Below are 16,945 nucleotides of genomic sequence, written 5' to 3'. Positions count from 1 at the left end.
AAGCAGGACGTCGTTCCGGGTCGGCAGCCCCGTCGACTACCGACCCCGCAGGAACGGGATCCGCGGCATGAGCCAGTCGACCCACACCACCCGCACCCCCGGGGCCACGGCGAGCGCCCACAGGATCGAGGCCACCGCGTCGGTCGGGTAGTGCACGGCGTCGATCGACACCGAGAAGAACACGACGACGATCGCGACGATCCCGAGCGTCAGCGCCAGTCGGTGCCACCGGGTCTCGCGCAGCAGCCAGATCAGCGCGATCACGAACGCCGTGATGTAGACGGTGTGCCCGCTCGGGTACCCGGGGTCGGGCTGCACCGGGAACGGGTGCGGCAGGACGGCGACGTCGGGCCTGGCTCGGTGGACGATCTCCTTCACGACCGCGGACGGCACCCACGTGATGGCGATCGTGCCGCCGAAGGCCAGGGCCGGACGGAGACTCCGGGTGCGCCACCAGATCACGGCCACGACGACGACGGTGATCCCGATCGCCGGACCCGGACTGATGACGTGGTAGACCGCCGTGGTGAACGCCCCGATCGCGCCGGTGTGCAGCGCGTTCAGTGCCTTCGACAGTCCGAGGTCGACCGTGCCGAGGGCGAACCCGATGAGCGTGATGACGACCACGGCGATGACCGCGATCGCGACGGAGACGAGCGGGTAGGGCGACGGCTCGAGGATCCCGGCGCCGTCGGACTCCGGTCGGCGGGGGCGGAGCAGCGGCGCGTCGGTCATCCGACCATCGTCCCAGCCCGGACTCCGACCACGGGCCCGGCGAGCCTCTGAAAGCACTCAGCGCAGCCGCCCGCGAGTAGACAGGAGGCATGCCAACCGTTGCCGAGAACATCGTCGCCACCCTCCGCAAGAACGACGTCGCCCGCGTCTACGGCCTGCCGGGGGACTCCCTCAACGGCTTCACCGACGCGCTGCGCAAGGACGGCACGATCCGGTGGGAGCACGTCCGCCACGAGGAGGCCGCCGCCTTCGCCGCGAGCGCCGAGGCCGAACTGACCGGCGAGCTCGCGGTCTGCGCCGGCAGCTGCGGCCCCGGCAACCTGCACCTGGTCAACGGCCTGTTCGACGCCAACCGGTCGCGCGTCCCGGTCCTCGCGATCGCCGCACACATCCCCACCGCCGAGATCGGCTCCGGCTACTTCCAGGAGACTCACCCGCAGGAGCTGTTCCGCGAGTGCTCGGTCTACGTCGAGTACGTCGCGGACCCGACCCAGATGCCGCGCCTGCTCGAGATCGCGATGCGCGAGGCCGTCGAGAAGCGCGGGGTCGCGGTGCTCGTCATCCCCGGCGACGTCCTGCTCGCCGAGGCGAAGGACGACCGCACCACCCGCATCGAGCGCACGACGCCCCGCATCGTGCCGAGTGAGGCCGAGCTGCTCCGCACCGCCGAGCTGCTGAACGGCGCCGACAAGGTCACGATCCTGGCCGGAGCGGGCGTCGCCGGCGCCCACGACGAGGTCATCGCGCTGGCCGAACGGCTGCAGGCCCCGATCGTGCATGCCCTGCGCGGCAAGGAGCACATCGAGTGGGACAACCCCTACGACGTCGGTATGACGGGCCTGCTCGGTTTCGCGTCCGGGTACCGCGCCATGGAGGACGCCGACGTCGTGCTCATGCTCGGCACCGACTTCCCGTACCAGCAGTTCTTCCCGGCCAAGGCGAAGCACGTACAGGTGGACATCCGCGGGTCGCAGCTCGGCCGACGGCACCCGGTCGACATCGGCCTGGTCGGCACCGTGAAGGACACCGCGCTCGCCCTCATCCCCCTGCTGACCGGGTCGCACCCGACGACGCACCTCGACAACGCCCTGAAGCACTACCGGAAGACCCGCGAGAAGCTCGACGACCTGGCCGTCCCCGCGGGCCGGAAGAAGCCGCTGCACCCGCAGTACGTCGCGCGTGTGCTCGACCGGATCGCCGCCGACGACGCGGTGTTCATCCCCGACGTCGGCTCCCCCGTCGTGTGGGCCTCGCGCTACCTGACGATGAACGGCAAGCGTCGCCTGATCGGCTCGTTCGTGCACGGCACGATGGCGAACGCGGTCCCGCAGGCGATCGGTGCGCAGACGGCGTTCCCGGACCGCCAGGTGATCGCACTCGCGGGTGACGGCGGCCTGACGATGCTGCTCGGCGAGCTCATCACGATCGTGCAGAACAAGCTGCCCGTGAAGATCGTCGTGTTCGACAACTCGTCGCTGAACTTCGTCGAGCTCGAGATGAAGGCCGCCGGGTTCGTGAACTACGGCACCGAGCTGCAGAACCCGGACTTCGCCACGGTCGCCGAGGCGATCGGCATCAAGGGCTTCAAGGTCGACGTGTCCGACGACTTCGAGGACGCGATGGCCGCCGCGCTCGCGCACGACGGTCCCGCGCTCGTGTCCGTCCGCGCGAACCGGCAGGAGCTGTCGATGCCCCCGGCGGTCACGCTCGAGCAGGCGAAGGGCTTCACGCTCTACGCCATCCGCACGGTGCTGTCCGGTCGCGGCGACGAGCTGCTGGACCTCGCGTCGACCAACGCGCGTCAGCTGCTGTAGACGCGACCGCACGGCGGACTGGAGGCACGGTGCCAGCTGGCACCGTGCCTCCAGTCCGTCACGACGTCACCACCCGAGCGGCTGGCCGTCCTCCAGGAACACGCCGGTCGGGCCCTCCGGGCCCACGCTCGCGGCGGCCGCGACGGTCGCCGCGCTCACCTCGACGGGGCGACCGTGCGGGTTCGGCACCCCACCGAGCTCGGTCGCCGTGTAGCCGGGCTCGAGCACCACGAAGCGCACCTCGGGTGCGATGCGGGCGTACTGCACCGTGAGCATCGAGACGGCCGACTTGCTCGCGCCGTAGACCGCGGCCTGCACGGTCGACGCCGCACTGTCCGGGTCGTGGACCGCCGTGAACGAGCCGAGCGCGCTGCCGACGTTGACGACGAGGGGGCTGGCCGATCGGCGCAGGATCGGCAACGCGGCCTCGGTCGTGCGGACGATGCCGACGGCGTTCGTGTCGAACACGGCGAGCGCGTCCGGTCCGTTGAGACCCCACATCGCGATGCCGGCGTTGTTGACCAGGACGTCCAGGCCGCCGTTCGCGTCGATGTGCGCGAAGGCTGCGGCGACCGAGTCGTCGTCGCGGACGTCGAGCTGCACGGAGCGGGCGCCGATCTCGGCGGCGACGGCCGCTCCCTGGTCGGCGTCGCGAGCGCCGATCCAGACGGTGTGGCCGGCTGCGACGAGCTGGCGGGCGGTTTCCTTGCCGAGGCCACGGGTGGCGCCGGTGATGAGTGTCGTTGTCATGGGTCCAGCGTCACGCTCGACGCGGTCGGCAGGGAGTCGCCCGGTTGTCGTAGGACTGGTGGGGCCAGGACGCGGCCGCGACGTGCGCGCAGACTGGGGGCATGGCGGACACGGACTTCGGGCACACCCTGCGACGGCTCCGCGACCACGTCACCCCGGCTGCGGCCGGCATGACCGTCGGGCCACGACGTCGGGCGGCGGGACTGCGGCGTGAGGAACTCGCGGGCCTCGCGGGGATCTCCGCCGACTACCTGACCCGCCTGGAGCAGGGTCGCGCGACGTCGCCGTCCGCCCAGGTGGTCGAGGCGCTGACGCGTGCCCTCCGGGTCTCGGACGCCGAACGCGAGCTGCTGTACCGGCTCGCCGGGCACGCGGCCCCGGGCGCGGACGTCGTGCCGTCGCGGATCCCGCCGAGCGTGCAGCGGCTGCTCGACCGGCTGGCGGACACCCCGGTCGCGGTGCTCGACGCCGCCGGGAACCTGCTCGTGACCAACGCTCCGCACGAAGCCCTGATGGGGCCGATCGGCGGGATGCGCGGGAACGAACGGAACACCGCCTGGCGGCACCTGGTCGGTGCCGGCAGCCGCGCCGTGCACACGCCCGCGGAACAGGCGGCGTTCGAGGAGAACCTGGTCGCCGGACTCCGGATGACCGCGGCCCGCTACCCGCTCGACCGGCAGTTGCAGCAGCTCGTGCGGGACCTGCGGGCGGCGAGCCCGCGGTTCGTCGAACTGTGGGACTCGGGTGCGACGGCCCTGGGCGAGACGGCCCGCCGCAAGGTGATCGACCACCCCGACGTCGGGCTCATCACACTCGATTGCGACACCCTGGTCGTCGGGCCGGAGGACCTGCGGATCCTGGCGTACACGGCGGTGCCCAGGTCGGTGGACGCCGAGCGGTTGGCGCTGGCGATCGTGCTGGGGACGCAGTCGTTGGTGGAGTGAGCACTCGCCCCCAATTCGTGGGGGATGCTCGCGACGTGGCCCTCAGCCCGTTCCAAGGTTGGCTACGATCCGAGAGCGCCGGCTTCCGGCGATCTCAGACGTCCGGTCTCCTGCCGGACTGCACACCCGAGGGGACCACCCGTGCAGCACAGCACTGCAACACTTCGACGCGCCTGCGCGATCGGCGCGACCATCGCCGTCATCGGCCTGAGCACCGGCTTCGGCGCGTTGACGGCCACGACCGCCTTCGCCGACGAGCAGCCCGTCGCGCCGACGAGCACCGCGACCGCGTCCCCGGCGCAGGGCACTGACAGCACGGCCGACGGCGCTGACGAGTCGGCTCCGCCGGTTCCCGCGGCGACGTCCACGCCGACGGCCGAGGCGACAGCTGATCCCACCGCGGAACCGTCCCTGCCGGTCAGCACGCCGGCCGCGACTGCGACCCCCGATCCCACCGCGCCCGTCACAGCAGAACCGGCCGCGACGCCGACCGTGACGATCACCGGGGACGCGACCGTCGGCAGCACCCTGACGGCGACCGGGCACGACTTCACCGGCGAGCTGACCTACACGTGGGCCAGCGGCGACGCGATCCTGCCGACCACCACCGACTCGTACGTCGTCGCTGCCGCGGACGCCGGCAAGACCATCAGCGTCACGATCACCAGCGACACCGACGAGTCCGCGACGACCACGACGGCCGTCGTCACGCACGCGGCGGCCTTCCCGGAGGCCTCGACCGAAGACGACCCGATCACGTTCTCCGCGGTCGCAGGTGAGCGTTTCACCCACACGTTCGCCGCAGAGGGCTTCCCCGCACCGACGTACTCGGCCGCCTACTACTCGCTCGACGATCCGTACGCGAGCGAGGACGACGGTGACGAGTCCGGGTACCTGCCGTACGGCCTGTCCCTTGACCACGCCACCGGCGCGCTCTCCGGGAAACCCCGCTACTCCGGCACCTACGCGTTCCGCATCGTCGCGACGAGCGGCACCACGACCGCGTCGCAGTACGTCAACATCACGATCGACGCCGCCGCACCGCTCGGCGTGGAGGTCACCGCCGAGGACAAGGACACCTTCCTCACCGCGCACTCCACCAGCTGGGTCATCGAACGCGACGGCACCGTCTGGACGTTCGAGAACGAGACCACCCGTCAGCCCGACGGCGGGTACATCGGGTTCGGGGCCGGGTTCGAGGGCGGCCAGCCCACCATCGACCAGGGCGGGACCCTGCTCGTCAGCGGCCACCTGGTCGACCGCTTCGGCAACGAGGTCGACGACGCCGACGGCTACCCGGTGCCGTTCACGGTGACCTCGGATCACCCTTCCGACGTCATCACGCCGAGCCGCGATCCGTGGGTCGCGACCGACGTCACGTTCCCCGAGGCGTCGACGCACTCCCTCGAGGTCGCCTCGAGCGGGTTCGCCACCGCCTTCGCGGTCGACGTCCAGCCCACCGCGGCTCTGGCCGTCTCCCCCACGGGCACGGTCGCCACTCCGACCGTGACCACGGGCGAGCTCGCCTACACGGGGTCGGACGCGATGCACCTGCTCCCCTGGGCCGGCGGTCTCGCCGTCATCGGTGCCGCGGTCGTCGCACTGCAGGCCGTCCGCCGCCGGAAGCAGCACTGACGGGTGCACGAACAAAGGCCCCGCAAGCGGGGCCTTTGGCTGGCGACGTTCCGGTAGCCGGCCCGTCGTGCTTCCAGCGTAGCGGTGGGCGTCAGGCCCCGGCACCCCCGTCGACCGGAACGATCGCCCCCGTCACCATCGCCGCGCGGTCGCTGAGCAACCACGCGGCGACCTCGGCGACCTCCGCTGGCTCAGCCATCCGCCCGAGTGGGACCGAAGCGGTGATCTGGGCGGTGACGCCAGGCGTCGCCGCCTCCCACGCTTCGATCATCTCGGTCGCGGTGCCACCCGGCGTGATCCCGTTCACCCGGATGTGCTCGGGCGCCCAGGTCACCGCGGCCGTCTCGGTGATGCTGTTCAGTGCGCGCTTCATCGCGCCGTACGCCGGCAGCGCCGGGTTCGCGCGGCGGCTGCCGATGCTCGACGTGTTGACGATCGCGCCGCCGCCGGAGCGACGCATCAGCGCGGCCTCGGCGGTCATCGCCACCCAGTGACCGCGGAAGTTCACGGCGAACTGGGTATCGATGTCCTCGTCGCTGGTGGTGTCGAGCGGTCCGGGCTGCTGGATCGCGGCGCCGTTGTTGAACGCCCCGTCGAGTCGGCCGTGCAGCTCGTCGACCTGCTCGACGGCCGCGCGGATGCTGTCCGGGTCCGCGAGGTCGAGTGCGACAGCGTCTGCCGTGCCCCCGGCCGCACGGACTTCGGCGACGATCCCCTCGAGTGCGTGGGCGCTGCGGGCAGCGAGGACCACACGGGCGCCTTCATCCGCGAAGAGCCGAGCAGCCGCGGCGCCGATGCCACGGCTCGCGCCGGTGATGAGGATGACCTTGTCGGACAAGAGGCCGATCGGGTTGGATGTGATGTCGTTCGTCATGCGCTCAGCGTCACGCCGAGGGAGCGTGCGGATACAGGTACGAGCGGTACCAGGATCTCCGGCCGGAACCGGTGGAGACTCGGGTCATGGACAAGCCGGAACTCGCCGCCTTCCTCCGCTCACGACGTGAGCGGTTGCGCCCCGAGGACGTCGGACTGCCGACCGGGTCGCGCCGCCGGACGCCTGGCCTCCGCCGTGAGGAAGTAGCGGTCCTCGCCCACATCTCCACGGAGTACTACGTCCGGCTCGAGCAGGGGCGTGCGCCCCGCCCGTCAGCAGAAGTACTCGCCGGAATCGCAGGATCGCTCCTGCTGACATCGGCGGAGTCGGAGCACCTGCACGCCTTGTCCGGCACGGCACCGTTGCAGGTCGGCCGAGTCCAGCGTGACGTGCGCCCGAGCATCCTCGCGCTCGTCGAACGATTGCCGCAGACCGCTGCGATCGTCTTGTCCGCCAGCTTCGAGGTCCTCGCCTGGAACCCCCTCGCGGCGGCGCTCATGGAGGACTTCGCGTTGCTCGCACCGGCCGACCGGAACCTCGCCCGCCGCGCCTTCCCGACCGAAGCCGTCCACCAGGCAGCTCGGCCCTACGGAATCTCGGACGGCGCCGAGTTTCAGCGGCACGTCGTCATGCAACTTAGGACGAGCCGAACGCGGTACCCGGACGACCCTGACGTCGTCGGTCTCGTCGAGGAACTCCGTGACGGCAACCCGGTGTTCGCGCGCCTGTGGGATCGCCACGACGTGCAGACGACACCGGTGCTCACCAAGACGTTCGACCACCCAGCGGTGGGGGCGGTGACGGTCGACTGCGACAGCCTCGCGTTGACGGATCGGGACCAGCACCTCGTCCTCTACACGGCCCCGCCCGGGTCACCCGATGCCGACGCGCTCGCGCTCCTCGGCCTGCTGGGTGTCGATTCCCCCAGTCGGTAACGACGGCCCGTCAGGCGCAGTACTCGTACGGCGGCATGGCGACCGCACCCACCCAGATCATGCCGACCGTCGCGCCGTCCTCCCCGAGCTGGAACGTGATGTAACTTCCGCCGATCTGGACACTCCACAGCGAGAACGGTCCTTGTTCCTCGCCGTAGGTGCCCGTGTACTGCAGGTCCGGGTACGCGGACTGCACCTCGGCCAGCGCAGTGCCGACACCGATCCCGGCTGCGGTCTCGGGCGAGTTCGTCGTCACCGGTTCCGGGCTCAGACCGCCGACGGCGACACCGGCCACGTTGCCGCCGCGCGGGACGACAGCGAGCCAAGGCGCATCGGCGCTCTCCCAGAACGAAGTCTCCGGGCTGGCCGGGCACGCATCCGAGCTGCGGGTGTAGGCCGCAGACAGGTCGTCGATCTCCCCCTGGAGTTCGCCACCGAGGGCGATCGGGCCGACCTCCTCCGCCGAGATCGTCCAGGTGGCGGGGTCCGACAGGCTGAACGCCGCCTCCGTCGCGGTGGGGGTCGGCGTGCTCGTGTCTGCCGTCGGCTCCGGCGGCGCGACGGCACTCGCGGTCGCGGTCGCGATAACGGTCCGGGTCGGCGTCGAAACCGGCGCTCCGGAGCATGCTGCCAGCACAGTCGATGCCATGAGCGCAATGATGATCCCGGTGGTCCGGACGGCACCCTTCACAAGGCCGCCACCGTCGTCCAGCAGTGGCTTCGTACCGTCCTGCACGCGCGGGTTCTGGTTGCCGGGCATCGTCTGTTCCCTCCGACGGCGGATGTCGAGCAATCCACCGTACGTCGACGCCCGACGGGCAACGGGCCCCCCGGCGTCCATCGCAACCAGAGCGTTACTTGGCGGCTGCGTCCTCGACGTCGAACACCACGACCCGGGCACTCGCACCACCGATGAACTCCGCCACCGGCCGGTGCTCCGGATGCGGCAGGTACCCGGCGAGCGCTGCCCGATCGCGGAACCGGACCACGAGCATCCAGTGGAACCCGCCCTCCAGACGCTCGGTGCTCACGCTCGTCCCCGACTGCACGGACTCGACACCGTCGATCCGCGGCAGGTGCTCGCGCGACAGGGCGTCGGCCTCGGACGACCGGTCCGCTCCGTCCCACTCGACCAGCACGGTGTGCGTCACTCCTGACACGTGGTCTCCTTCGTCTGTCACGACGCCGATCAGAACGCGGGCGTTCCGCCGGCGATCGTGATCGTCGACCCTGACTGGTAGCTCGACTCCGGGCTCACCAGGTGCACGTACGCGGCACCGAGCTCGGCCGGCTGTCCGGGCCGACCGAACGGCGAGGTCTCGCCGAAGTGCGACACGGTTTCGGCGTCGTCGGATCCCGGCTGCAGCGGCGTCCAGACCGGTCCGGGGGCGACGGAGTTCACACGGATGCCCTTCGGCGCGAGCTGCTGGGCGACGGCCTCGGTGAAGAGCTTGATCGCACCCTTCGACACGGCGTAGTCGATCTTGTCGGCCGAGGGAGTCGACGCCTGGATCGAACCGGTCGTCACGATGGTGGAGCCCGGCTCGAGGTGCGGCACCGCTGCCTTGGTCAGCCAGAACAGCGAGTAGATGTTGGTCTTGAACGTCGAGTCGAACATCGACGTGTCGAGGGTCAGGATGTCCTCGTTGCTGTCCATCCGGCCGGCGACCATGACCAGGGTGTCGAGGCCGCCGAACTCGTCGACGCCCTTCTGCACCAGGTCCTTGCAGTACTGCTCGTCGGAGATGTCCCCGGGGAAGAGCACGGCGCGACGCCCCTCGGACTCGAGCAGGTCGCGGACCTGTTCGGCGTCCTCCTGCTCGTCCGGCAGGTAGGACAGCACCAGGTCGGCACCCTCACGCGAGAGGGCGATGGCGGCGGCGCGACCGATGCCGGAGTCGGCGCCGGTGATGATGCCCCGGTAGCCGGTGAGGCGTTCCCGGCCGACGTAGCTCTCTTCGCCGTGGTCGGGCTTCGGGTCCATCTTCCACGCGGCACCCGGCAGCGACTGCTCCTGCTTCGGGTACGGCGGGGCCGGGTAGAGGGTGTTCGGGTCGCGCTTGTCGTACTGGCTCATGCGTTCCACTGTCGTCGTCGCGCGTGGACGCGCGTTCAGCCGCTGCGGTCCTGGGACACGGCTGATGACTGACGGGAGGCCCGTGGCGGCGTCGCCACGGGCCTCCCGTCCATCAGTCGCTTCAGACGCCGGCCGTGGTCCGGATCCAGGACGAGGCCTGCGACAGCAGGGCGTAGTTCGAGCCAGCCTTGGTGTCGGCGCCGGGGTCGGCGCTGTCACCGGTGGAGCAGACGGCGACGACCTTGCCGTTCACGAGCAGCGGGCCGCCGGAGTCGCCGTGGTTCGAGGCGCCGGTCACGCCGGTGAGGTGCTGCGCACGACCGCTGTACGCATCGGTGCTCGCACCGGTGAGCGAGACGGTGGCCTGGTAGAGCCCGTCGGACTGGGTCGCGTTCGCGCGCAGGCCGTAGCCCTGGACGGTGCCGGTGCCGCTCGACTTGGCGGTCGCGGTGAGGTCGAGGGGCGCGTAGGTGGACAGCGAGTAGGCGGTCCGCAGGTGGACGAGCGCGATGTCGCCCGCGGGCGAGGCGCTGACTCGGTCGACGGCGACGGCCGTGCCCCGGTTGGTCGTGGAGTTCGAGTGGTAGACGTTCATCGCGCCGATGCCGTCGATGCAGTGACGGGCGGTGAGGATCCACGAGGCGTTGATCTGCTCGCCCGTGCAGTTGCTGACGTAGCCCGACGGGATGGAGCCGCCCGACGCTTCGAGCTGGACGGCCCACGAGGTGGTGGGGGCCTTCTCGCCACCGACGACCTTCGTGCTGGCCGGCAGTGCCGAGGCGGGTGACGCGGCGAACACGCCCGCGGTGATGACGGCCGCGGCGGCGAACGCGGCTGCGATGGACTTCTTCATGACGACTCCTCTGTCGGGGGAAGCACCTGACCCGTTGCGTTGTGCAACTGGTCAGCATCCTGACCCTCGTTCGGGGGCCGCGCCAGTCCGCACTTCGGCGGACGGGGCCGCCCAAGGATCGTGTCGACCGGGAAACCGAAGGAGCGACATGAGCACGAACACCGCTCGGAGGACGCGCCCGACCGTCGTCACCATCGCGTCCGGCATCTGGTGCGCTGTGGTGCTCGTCCGCCTCGGGTTCCTGGTCGTCGCGGTGGTGAACACCAACGGTGGGCTCGCCGTCGCACTGGTCGGCGCGTTCATCGGCCTCGCCTTCGCGGCCCTGTTCGTCTGGCTGGCGATCCGAATGGCCCGCGGATCGGGGTCCGCACGGCTCTGGCTCGCCATCGTGACCGGCTTCGCCGTGGTGAACACCGTGGTCGGGCTCGTGCTCGGCGCAGGGGCCGTGGGCTTCCTCTACCCGATCGCCCTCGTCGCTGCGACGGTCCTGAGCTACCTGCCGACCACGCGAGGGTTCTTCCCGAAGACCGAGCGCCGCGTTCGACCCGCCGAACCCCGCACGGTCGGCTGGGACCCGACGACAGGTGAACGCATCACCGAGCCGGCACCCACCGACGGACGCGCCGGCTGACGGATCAGCGGCCCCGTCAGTGGGTGCTCCAGAACGAGATCGACCGGCTCTCGTCGCGGATGACGATCGTGTGCGACGCCGCGCGGTCCGCGACGGGCCGGTTGCCCTCACCGCCGTACCAGTACGACACGTACCGGCGCTGGGTCGGCGACCAGCCGACGACCTCGACCTTGTAGCGTCCGGGGCTCAGGACTGCGCCGAAGGTCCCGCCCCGACCGGGCGACCAGTAGCTCAGGTGCGTGTCGAAGGTGCTGCCGATCGACTCCCCGTACACGTGCACGGTGGCGCCGGTGAAGTCGGTGTCGAGCTGCGGGTTGAGGATCCCGGTCAGGGTGACGCCCCGGGTCGAGCTCGCATCGATGCCGTCCACGACCGTCTCGGTGCGGCCCCCGGCCTGGTGCGCGACCCGGACGTACGAGCGCTCCGCAGTGGAGCCGGGATCGCGGTGGAAGCCCCACGACTCGTTGCGCAACGCCGGCCACGAGTCGAGCGTCTCGTCGTGCGCGTTGACCTGCACGCTGTAGTCGTCGCTCGGCAGGCCGTGCACCCAGTAGTGACCGTCGGGCGAGGTGACGGTCCGCCGCACGGTGCCGGTGTTCCAGCCACGGACGACGACCGCTGCGCCGGACAGGTCCGCGCCGTACGGGTTGTGGGCGGTGCCGCCGATCGAGGCACCCCGCCGCATCACGACCACGACGGTCTCGTGCCCGCCGGCGCTGACCACGACGCCGGTCCGCTCCGCCGGGACCACGTCGTCGAAGCCGTACGAGCCCTCGCGCTCACCGTGCAGCGTCCAGGTGCCTGCCGGGACCGCGTCGAACGTCATCCGGCCGCGGCGGTCGCTCGTCGCCGAGTCAGCGGTGCTGCCGTCCGGGGTGCGGAGGTCGACGACCACGCCCTCCATCGCGAGCGGCCGCTTCTCCGGGTCGGTCAGCATGACGGTGAGCGCACCGTCGTCCGGAGCGGCCACCGCCGCGGTGACGGGCGCGATGACGGGCGCGATGAGCACGCCGATCAGTGTGAGTGCGGTCGTGATCCCGACCGTCGCGCGTCGTCGTCCCGTCATGGTGTGCCCCTGGTCCCCTGGTGGGGCCGCCCCTGGCCCCGGTGGTGTGGAGCGTAGCCGCGACCCGCGCGGAGCGCGCGGTCGCTGTCACCGATCGCTCACAAGCACCATCTGTGACCGAACGCTCACACAACGCGTTCGGAGCCGATCGATCCCACGGAGACCTGCGGCCGCGCGGCACGAGGGCCCCGCGACCGGAGTCGCGGGGCCTTCGCTGGTGCGCTGGTGCGCTGGTGTTACTTGATGACGATCGACTGCACCGGGCTGGTGCTCGTCGTCAGGCTGTCGGTGCCGGCGAAGACGGCGTGCAGCTTGTGCGTGCCCTTCTTCAGCGCGAGCGCCGAGGTGACCTTGCCGTTCTTGACGGTGACGGTCGCCAGGCGCTTCGTGCCCTGGTAGATCCGCGCGGTGCCGTTCACGGTGAAGCCCGTGGCCTTGACCTGCACGGTCGCCTTGCCGCCGCTGTACTTGAGCGCCGTCCGGGACGGGGCCTTCGTGACGGTGACGGTGGTGGCCTTCGCGGTCGCCGAGTCGGTGCCCGAGAAGGTCGAGTCCGCGTTGACGAACTTGGCGGTGAGCGAGTGCGTGCCGATGGCCAGGGCGCTCGGGAGCGTCATGGTCGCGGTGCTGTTCTTGACGGGGACGGTGCCGAGGACCTTCTTGCCGTCCGAGACCGTCAGCGTGCCCTGCTGCTTGCCGATGCCACCGGCGATGGTCGCGGTGACCGTGGCCGGCTTCGCCGCGTTGACGGTCTGCGACGCGGCGGAGACCGCGAGCGTCGTGGCGGTCGCGGGCAGCGTGGCGTGCAGGTCGAACTGGTCGACGGTCGAACCGATCGCGGCCGGGTCGGCGGTGGCGGTCGGTTGGAGCGTCACGCCGCAGCTGTCGACGTTGCCGTGCTGGACCGCCGAGTTGAGCGTGGTGCAGTCGCCGGCGCGGATGTCCTGCACGGAGAGCTTCTCGTCGGTGACCGAGACCTTGACGAAGGAGCGGACGTGCTCCTGGTTCTCGACCGAGTTGGCCCAGTGGCGCTTGCCGGTCGGGTCGAGCGGGTCTGCGCCGTAGCCGCTCTGGGTGGCGTCCGGAGCGGTCAGGTCGTAGTACTTCGAGCCGGAGGCCGAGTTCGCCGTCATGTAGATGACGCCGCCGGGGCCGGAGAAGACCTCGGGAGCAGCGGGCTGCTCGTTGACGTTGGCCTTCTTGCCGTTCTTGATCGCGTAGCTGCGCGAGTAGGAGTGGTCGTGGCCCTGCAGGACGAGGTCGACACCCATGTCGGAGAACGCACGCGTGAAGTCGAACCGGCGCTGCTGGTTGTCCTTGTCGTTCGCGTGGTCGGCCGGCGAGTAGATCGAGTGGTGGTAGACCAGCGTGGTCCACTTCGCGTCGTCGCCGTAGCGGTTGATGACGTCGCGCACGTAGTTCACGTGGGCAGCGTCCGATCCGGCCGCGTAGGCGTTCGAGTTGATGTCGATGAACAGGACGCCCTTGTACATGTACCAGTAGTCGCCACCCGAGTTCGCGGTGGTGTTGCCGCCCGGGTAGAAGTCCGGCACCTTGAGCGAGTTCGGCACCTGGTTGTGCTGCTCGTACGCCTTGCCGCCGACGTCGTGGTTGCCGATGGTCGAGGCCCACGGGTAGCGCTTGAGGACGTCGCTGCTGTCGGCGAACGCGCCCCACTCGTACTCGTTGTTGGCGTGCTCGATCTGGTCGCCACCGGAGACCAGGAGCTCGGCGTCCGGCTCGGTCGTCGTGGCGTACCGCAGCGTGTCCGCCCAGCCGGCGCCGTCGTCGTCGACGTAGCCCGACGAACCGATCTGCGGGTCACCGAAGAACAGGAAGTCGAAGTCGCCGGAGAAGCTCTTCGTGGTGAAGGTGTACGACGCCGACCAGGCCGACCCGTCCGCCGCACCGACGTGGTACGTGTACGAGGTGTTCGGCTCGAGGTCCGAGATCGTGGCGTGGGCGTTGATGTAGCCCGACTCGGCGGCGATGCCGTCGATGCTCTTCGTGTTCGAGTCCGTCGTGCTCGTGTCGACTGCGGTGTTGGCGGCCTTCGACGCGGCGATCGTCGACTTGGCGTCGGTGAAGACCCCGTCGGTCATCGACGCGGTCTTCTGGATCTCGAGCGACTGCGCGACGTTCGTCGGGAAGTACCACGAGGCGATGCGCTGGCTCTCGGTGGCACCGACGCCCAGCAGGATGTGGAGCGGGCCGCCGGTGGAGATGTTGGTGGTGGGGGTGTTCGTCGCGGCGGATGCGACGTTCGTGCCGACCATCGAGGCGCCGGCGATGAGCGCGGCCCCGAGGACGGCTCCGCACACCCGGAGGGTGGTGGTTCTGCGCCGTGTGGTGGCGCCGGACAGGAGACTCATGGTGGTCCGTTTCTCAGACGTGGGATGGTGCAGCACGGAAGACTCTGCATGCACTGCGAAACGTCTTGGTAAACGCTGAGTGACAAGTCGTCGCTGTTCAGGAGCGGACCACCGTCATCCCGCTGCGAGCCGCTCGACGAACCAGATCATCCCCATCACGAACACCCCGGCGGTCACGACTCCGGTGACCCAGAGCGAGACCCGGTGGGCCTTCCGACGCAGGAGGGACAGCGGTGGGAAGACGATGACGATGATCGCGAGCTGCACGGCCTCGATGCCGACGTTGAAGACGAGGAGCGACACGAGCAGCTGCCACGAGAACGCCTCGTGGATGCCCAGCGCCCCGGCGAACCCGAGCCCGTGGATCAGCCCGAACGCGAACACGACGGCCAGGCGTGTCCAGCCCGCCCGGTCGAGCGAGAAGTGCCCGTGTTCACCGACCACGAGTTCGTCGGCGCGCGACCGGCGCCGCCAGAGCCGCCACAGGTACCAGCCGGCCACGGCGGCGATGGACAGGGCGATGAGCGGCTCGACGACGATCGCGGGCGGGCTGACCACCCCGAGCGCGGCGAGGATGAACGTGATCGAGTGCGCGATGGTGAACGCCGACGCGGTGTAGACCACCTCGCGCAGGCGCCGTGACCCGGCGATGAGCGCGACGAGGAACAGGATGTGGTCGATGCCGGTCAGCAGGTGCTCGGCACCGAGGCGGAAGAACTCCCAGAAGCGCTGCCCGGCCGACTGCTCGGTCGAGAACGACGGCTGCGAGGCGTCGAGCGTCGCTGATCCCTGCTTCGCGTCGACGTCGTAGGTGACGATCGTCTTGGTGTCGCGCACGAAGGTCTCACTGTCCGGGAACAGTGTCGACGTCACGACGTGTCCGGTCTGCGTCTCCGACGGCTCCGGGCAGGTGAAGTCAGCCGTCACGTGGGCGTACGGCACCTCGTCCTGCAGGTCGACCGTGACGCTGTCGCCGAGCACGCCCGTGCAGGCCTGCCCACCCGCGCCGGACACCGAGAACCGGTCGAACACGTACTTCCCGAGCGCGTCAGTGTGCGCCTCGGCCGCCGACACCATCCCCGGGAAGTCGCCGTCGTCCCAGGCCGCCTGACCCTGCGTGTGGAACGCGTCGTCGTGCTCGCTCGTGGCGACCGACACGAGCATCAGGTCGTACTCGAGCCCGAGCTCCGCGTGCACGACGGTCGGTTCCGTCGATGTCACCTTCGCGTAGACGACCGAGCTGAAGCCGTGCGCCGATGCCGGCGACGCCCCGGCCAGCACGCCGACGACGAGCACCCCGAGCAGCAGGAGCGCGGCGACGACCCGTGCGATCAGCGCGGACGGGCGGGACGGACGGGCAGGGCGGGCGCGCAGCAGCGCGACGGGGGTTCCGGAAGGCACGCGCAGACGATCCGGCCCTCGGACGACCGGCAGGTGAACAGGTGGTGACCAGCAGTGGGACAGGTGCCGGACAGCCGCCGGAGCCGGCCCGGTGCGGCACACCGACGTGTTTCGATGATGCAGTGACCCGCCTCGCTGCCCGGACGACCGTCCTGCTGACCACCGTCGCCCTCGTCAGCACCGGCGTCGCCCTGCTGGCCGGGTGCTCGGCGACACCCGGCGGGACCGACACTGGAGCCGGAACCGACGCCGGCGACGGCACCGGCACGTCGGCGACGGCGCACGCCACGGCCGGTGCCCTCGGCGCGGGCTTCTCCGACCCGACGCAGCCGCCGGCACCCGAGGCCACCATCCACCCGGAGCCGGGTTCGTGGTCCGGGGTCCACGCCCCCGACGACTACGACGTCGTACTCCTGTCGGACGCCGGTGACGCCGACGACGCCCCGACTCGGACCCTGCTCGACGCCGTCGCGTCGTGGGCGGCGGACGAGGACGTCACCGTCACGAGGGTGTCGGCGACGGACGCCGACGACCGGATCGCGGCGGTCACCCGGGCGATCGACGAGCGGTCCGACCTGGTGATCAGCGTCGGCAACCACATGGTCGACCCGCTCGCCGCGGTGTCGCCGACGGCGCTCCACCAGCAGTTCCTGGTCGTGGGTGCCGAGATCGCCGAGCCGACGTCGAACGTGACGGCCGCGGACTGGACCGGCGGCGGCTTCCGTGGCGAAGGACTCGGACCGTCGAGCCACTACGACCCGTCCACCTTCACGGAGGAGCGCGCCGACCGCGCACTGCGCGCGGGTCTGGCGGCCGTGCTGCACGACCTGCGCGGCATCGTCGTCTGGTTGCGCTGAC

General features: G+C 70.5%; 16 protein-coding genes. 6 read left to right on the top strand and 10 right to left on the bottom strand.

What is annotated here, in order from left to right:
* Nucleotides 1-36 precede the first annotated feature (36 nt).
* A complete protein-coding gene (locus tag EDF48_RS15395; RefSeq protein WP_131881046.1) occupies nucleotides 37-735 on the bottom strand; it encodes a phosphatase PAP2 family protein in 699 nt (232 codons plus the stop codon).
* A gap of 89 nt (nucleotides 736-824) precedes the next feature.
* Here EDF48_RS15395 and poxB point away from each other — a divergent pair, with 89 nt between their 5' ends.
* Nucleotides 825-2,549, top strand: coding sequence for a ubiquinone-dependent pyruvate dehydrogenase (gene poxB, locus EDF48_RS15390; RefSeq protein ID WP_131881044.1), 1,725 nt, complete (start codon nucleotides 825-827; stop codon nucleotides 2,547-2,549).
* 66 nt (nucleotides 2,550-2,615) lie between these two features.
* Here the strand turns inward: poxB and EDF48_RS15385 are convergent, their stop codons facing one another.
* Nucleotides 2,616-3,299 carry an SDR family NAD(P)-dependent oxidoreductase gene (locus EDF48_RS15385; protein ID WP_123339147.1) on the bottom strand — a complete coding sequence of 228 codons (684 nt, stop codon included), beginning with the start codon at nucleotides 3,297-3,299 and terminating at the stop codon, nucleotides 2,616-2,618.
* Nucleotides 3,300-3,400: 101 nt separating this feature from the next.
* Between EDF48_RS15385 and EDF48_RS15380 the strand changes: the two genes are divergently transcribed.
* Nucleotides 3,401-4,243 (top strand): helix-turn-helix transcriptional regulator, encoded by an 843-nt coding sequence (locus tag EDF48_RS15380; RefSeq protein WP_123937270.1) that lies wholly within the window; start codon nucleotides 3,401-3,403, stop codon nucleotides 4,241-4,243.
* Nucleotides 4,244-4,384: 141 nt separating this feature from the next.
* On the top strand, nucleotides 4,385-5,878 hold the full coding sequence (locus EDF48_RS15375) for a putative Ig domain-containing protein (RefSeq protein WP_131881042.1): 1,494 nt from the start codon (nucleotides 4,385-4,387) through the stop codon (nucleotides 5,876-5,878).
* Between the two features lie 91 nt (nucleotides 5,879-5,969).
* Here EDF48_RS15375 and EDF48_RS15370 read toward each other — a convergent pair whose 3' ends face one another.
* Nucleotides 5,970-6,752, bottom strand: coding sequence for an SDR family oxidoreductase (locus tag EDF48_RS15370; RefSeq protein ID WP_123937268.1), 783 nt, complete (start codon nucleotides 6,750-6,752; stop codon nucleotides 5,970-5,972).
* Nucleotides 6,753-6,838: 86 nt separating this feature from the next.
* Between EDF48_RS15370 and EDF48_RS15365 the strand changes: the two genes are divergently transcribed.
* Entirely contained in the window at nucleotides 6,839-7,687 is an 849-nt protein-coding gene (locus tag EDF48_RS15365; protein ID WP_123294637.1) for a helix-turn-helix transcriptional regulator, read from the top strand.
* 10 nt (nucleotides 7,688-7,697) lie between these two features.
* Here the strand turns inward: EDF48_RS15365 and EDF48_RS15360 are convergent, their stop codons facing one another.
* From EDF48_RS15360 to EDF48_RS15345, 4 genes are all read right to left on the bottom strand, one after another.
* A complete protein-coding gene (locus tag EDF48_RS15360) occupies nucleotides 7,698-8,336 on the bottom strand; it encodes a hypothetical protein (RefSeq protein ID WP_131881040.1) in 639 nt (212 codons plus the stop codon).
* Between the two features lie 205 nt (nucleotides 8,337-8,541).
* Nucleotides 8,542-8,847, bottom strand: a complete 306-nt coding sequence (locus EDF48_RS15355) for a Dabb family protein (RefSeq protein WP_165932417.1) — start codon at nucleotides 8,845-8,847, stop codon at nucleotides 8,542-8,544.
* A gap of 29 nt (nucleotides 8,848-8,876) precedes the next feature.
* Nucleotides 8,877-9,764, bottom strand: coding sequence for an SDR family oxidoreductase (locus tag EDF48_RS15350; RefSeq protein ID WP_131881036.1), 888 nt, complete (start codon nucleotides 9,762-9,764; stop codon nucleotides 8,877-8,879).
* A 121-nt stretch (nucleotides 9,765-9,885) separates the two neighbouring features.
* Complete coding sequence (locus EDF48_RS15345; protein ID WP_131881034.1) at nucleotides 9,886-10,617, bottom strand: S1 family peptidase; 732 nt, start codon at nucleotides 10,615-10,617, stop codon at nucleotides 9,886-9,888.
* A gap of 148 nt (nucleotides 10,618-10,765) precedes the next feature.
* Between EDF48_RS15345 and EDF48_RS15340 the strand changes: the two genes are divergently transcribed.
* Nucleotides 10,766-11,248, top strand: a complete 483-nt coding sequence (locus EDF48_RS15340; protein ID WP_131881032.1) for a hypothetical protein — start codon at nucleotides 10,766-10,768, stop codon at nucleotides 11,246-11,248.
* 16 nt (nucleotides 11,249-11,264) lie between these two features.
* On the opposite strand, the gene EDF48_RS15335 is transcribed toward EDF48_RS15340, so the two are convergent.
* From EDF48_RS15335 to EDF48_RS15325, 3 genes are all read right to left on the bottom strand, one after another.
* Entirely contained in the window at nucleotides 11,265-12,314 is a 1,050-nt protein-coding gene (locus tag EDF48_RS15335) for a carboxypeptidase-like regulatory domain-containing protein (protein ID WP_131881030.1), read from the bottom strand.
* A 236-nt stretch (nucleotides 12,315-12,550) separates the two neighbouring features.
* Nucleotides 12,551-14,686, bottom strand: coding sequence for a metallophosphoesterase family protein (locus EDF48_RS15330; RefSeq protein ID WP_165918707.1), 2,136 nt, complete (start codon nucleotides 14,684-14,686; stop codon nucleotides 12,551-12,553).
* Nucleotides 14,687-14,800: 114 nt separating this feature from the next.
* Nucleotides 14,801-16,087 (bottom strand): HupE/UreJ family protein, encoded by a 1,287-nt coding sequence (locus tag EDF48_RS15325; protein WP_131881028.1) that lies wholly within the window; start codon nucleotides 16,085-16,087, stop codon nucleotides 14,801-14,803.
* Between the two features lie 122 nt (nucleotides 16,088-16,209).
* On the opposite strand from EDF48_RS15325, the gene EDF48_RS15320 reads away from it, so the two are divergent.
* Complete coding sequence (locus EDF48_RS15320) at nucleotides 16,210-16,944, top strand: hypothetical protein (protein WP_131881026.1); 735 nt, start codon at nucleotides 16,210-16,212, stop codon at nucleotides 16,942-16,944.
* Nucleotide 16,945 lies beyond the last annotated feature (1 nt).

Origin of the sequence: Curtobacterium sp. PhB191 (assembly GCF_004346515.1) — a bacterium.
In the GTDB taxonomy this organism is placed as follows: domain Bacteria; phylum Actinomycetota; class Actinomycetes; order Actinomycetales; family Microbacteriaceae; genus Curtobacterium.
This window is presented reverse-complemented; position numbering and strand designations above follow the sequence as displayed.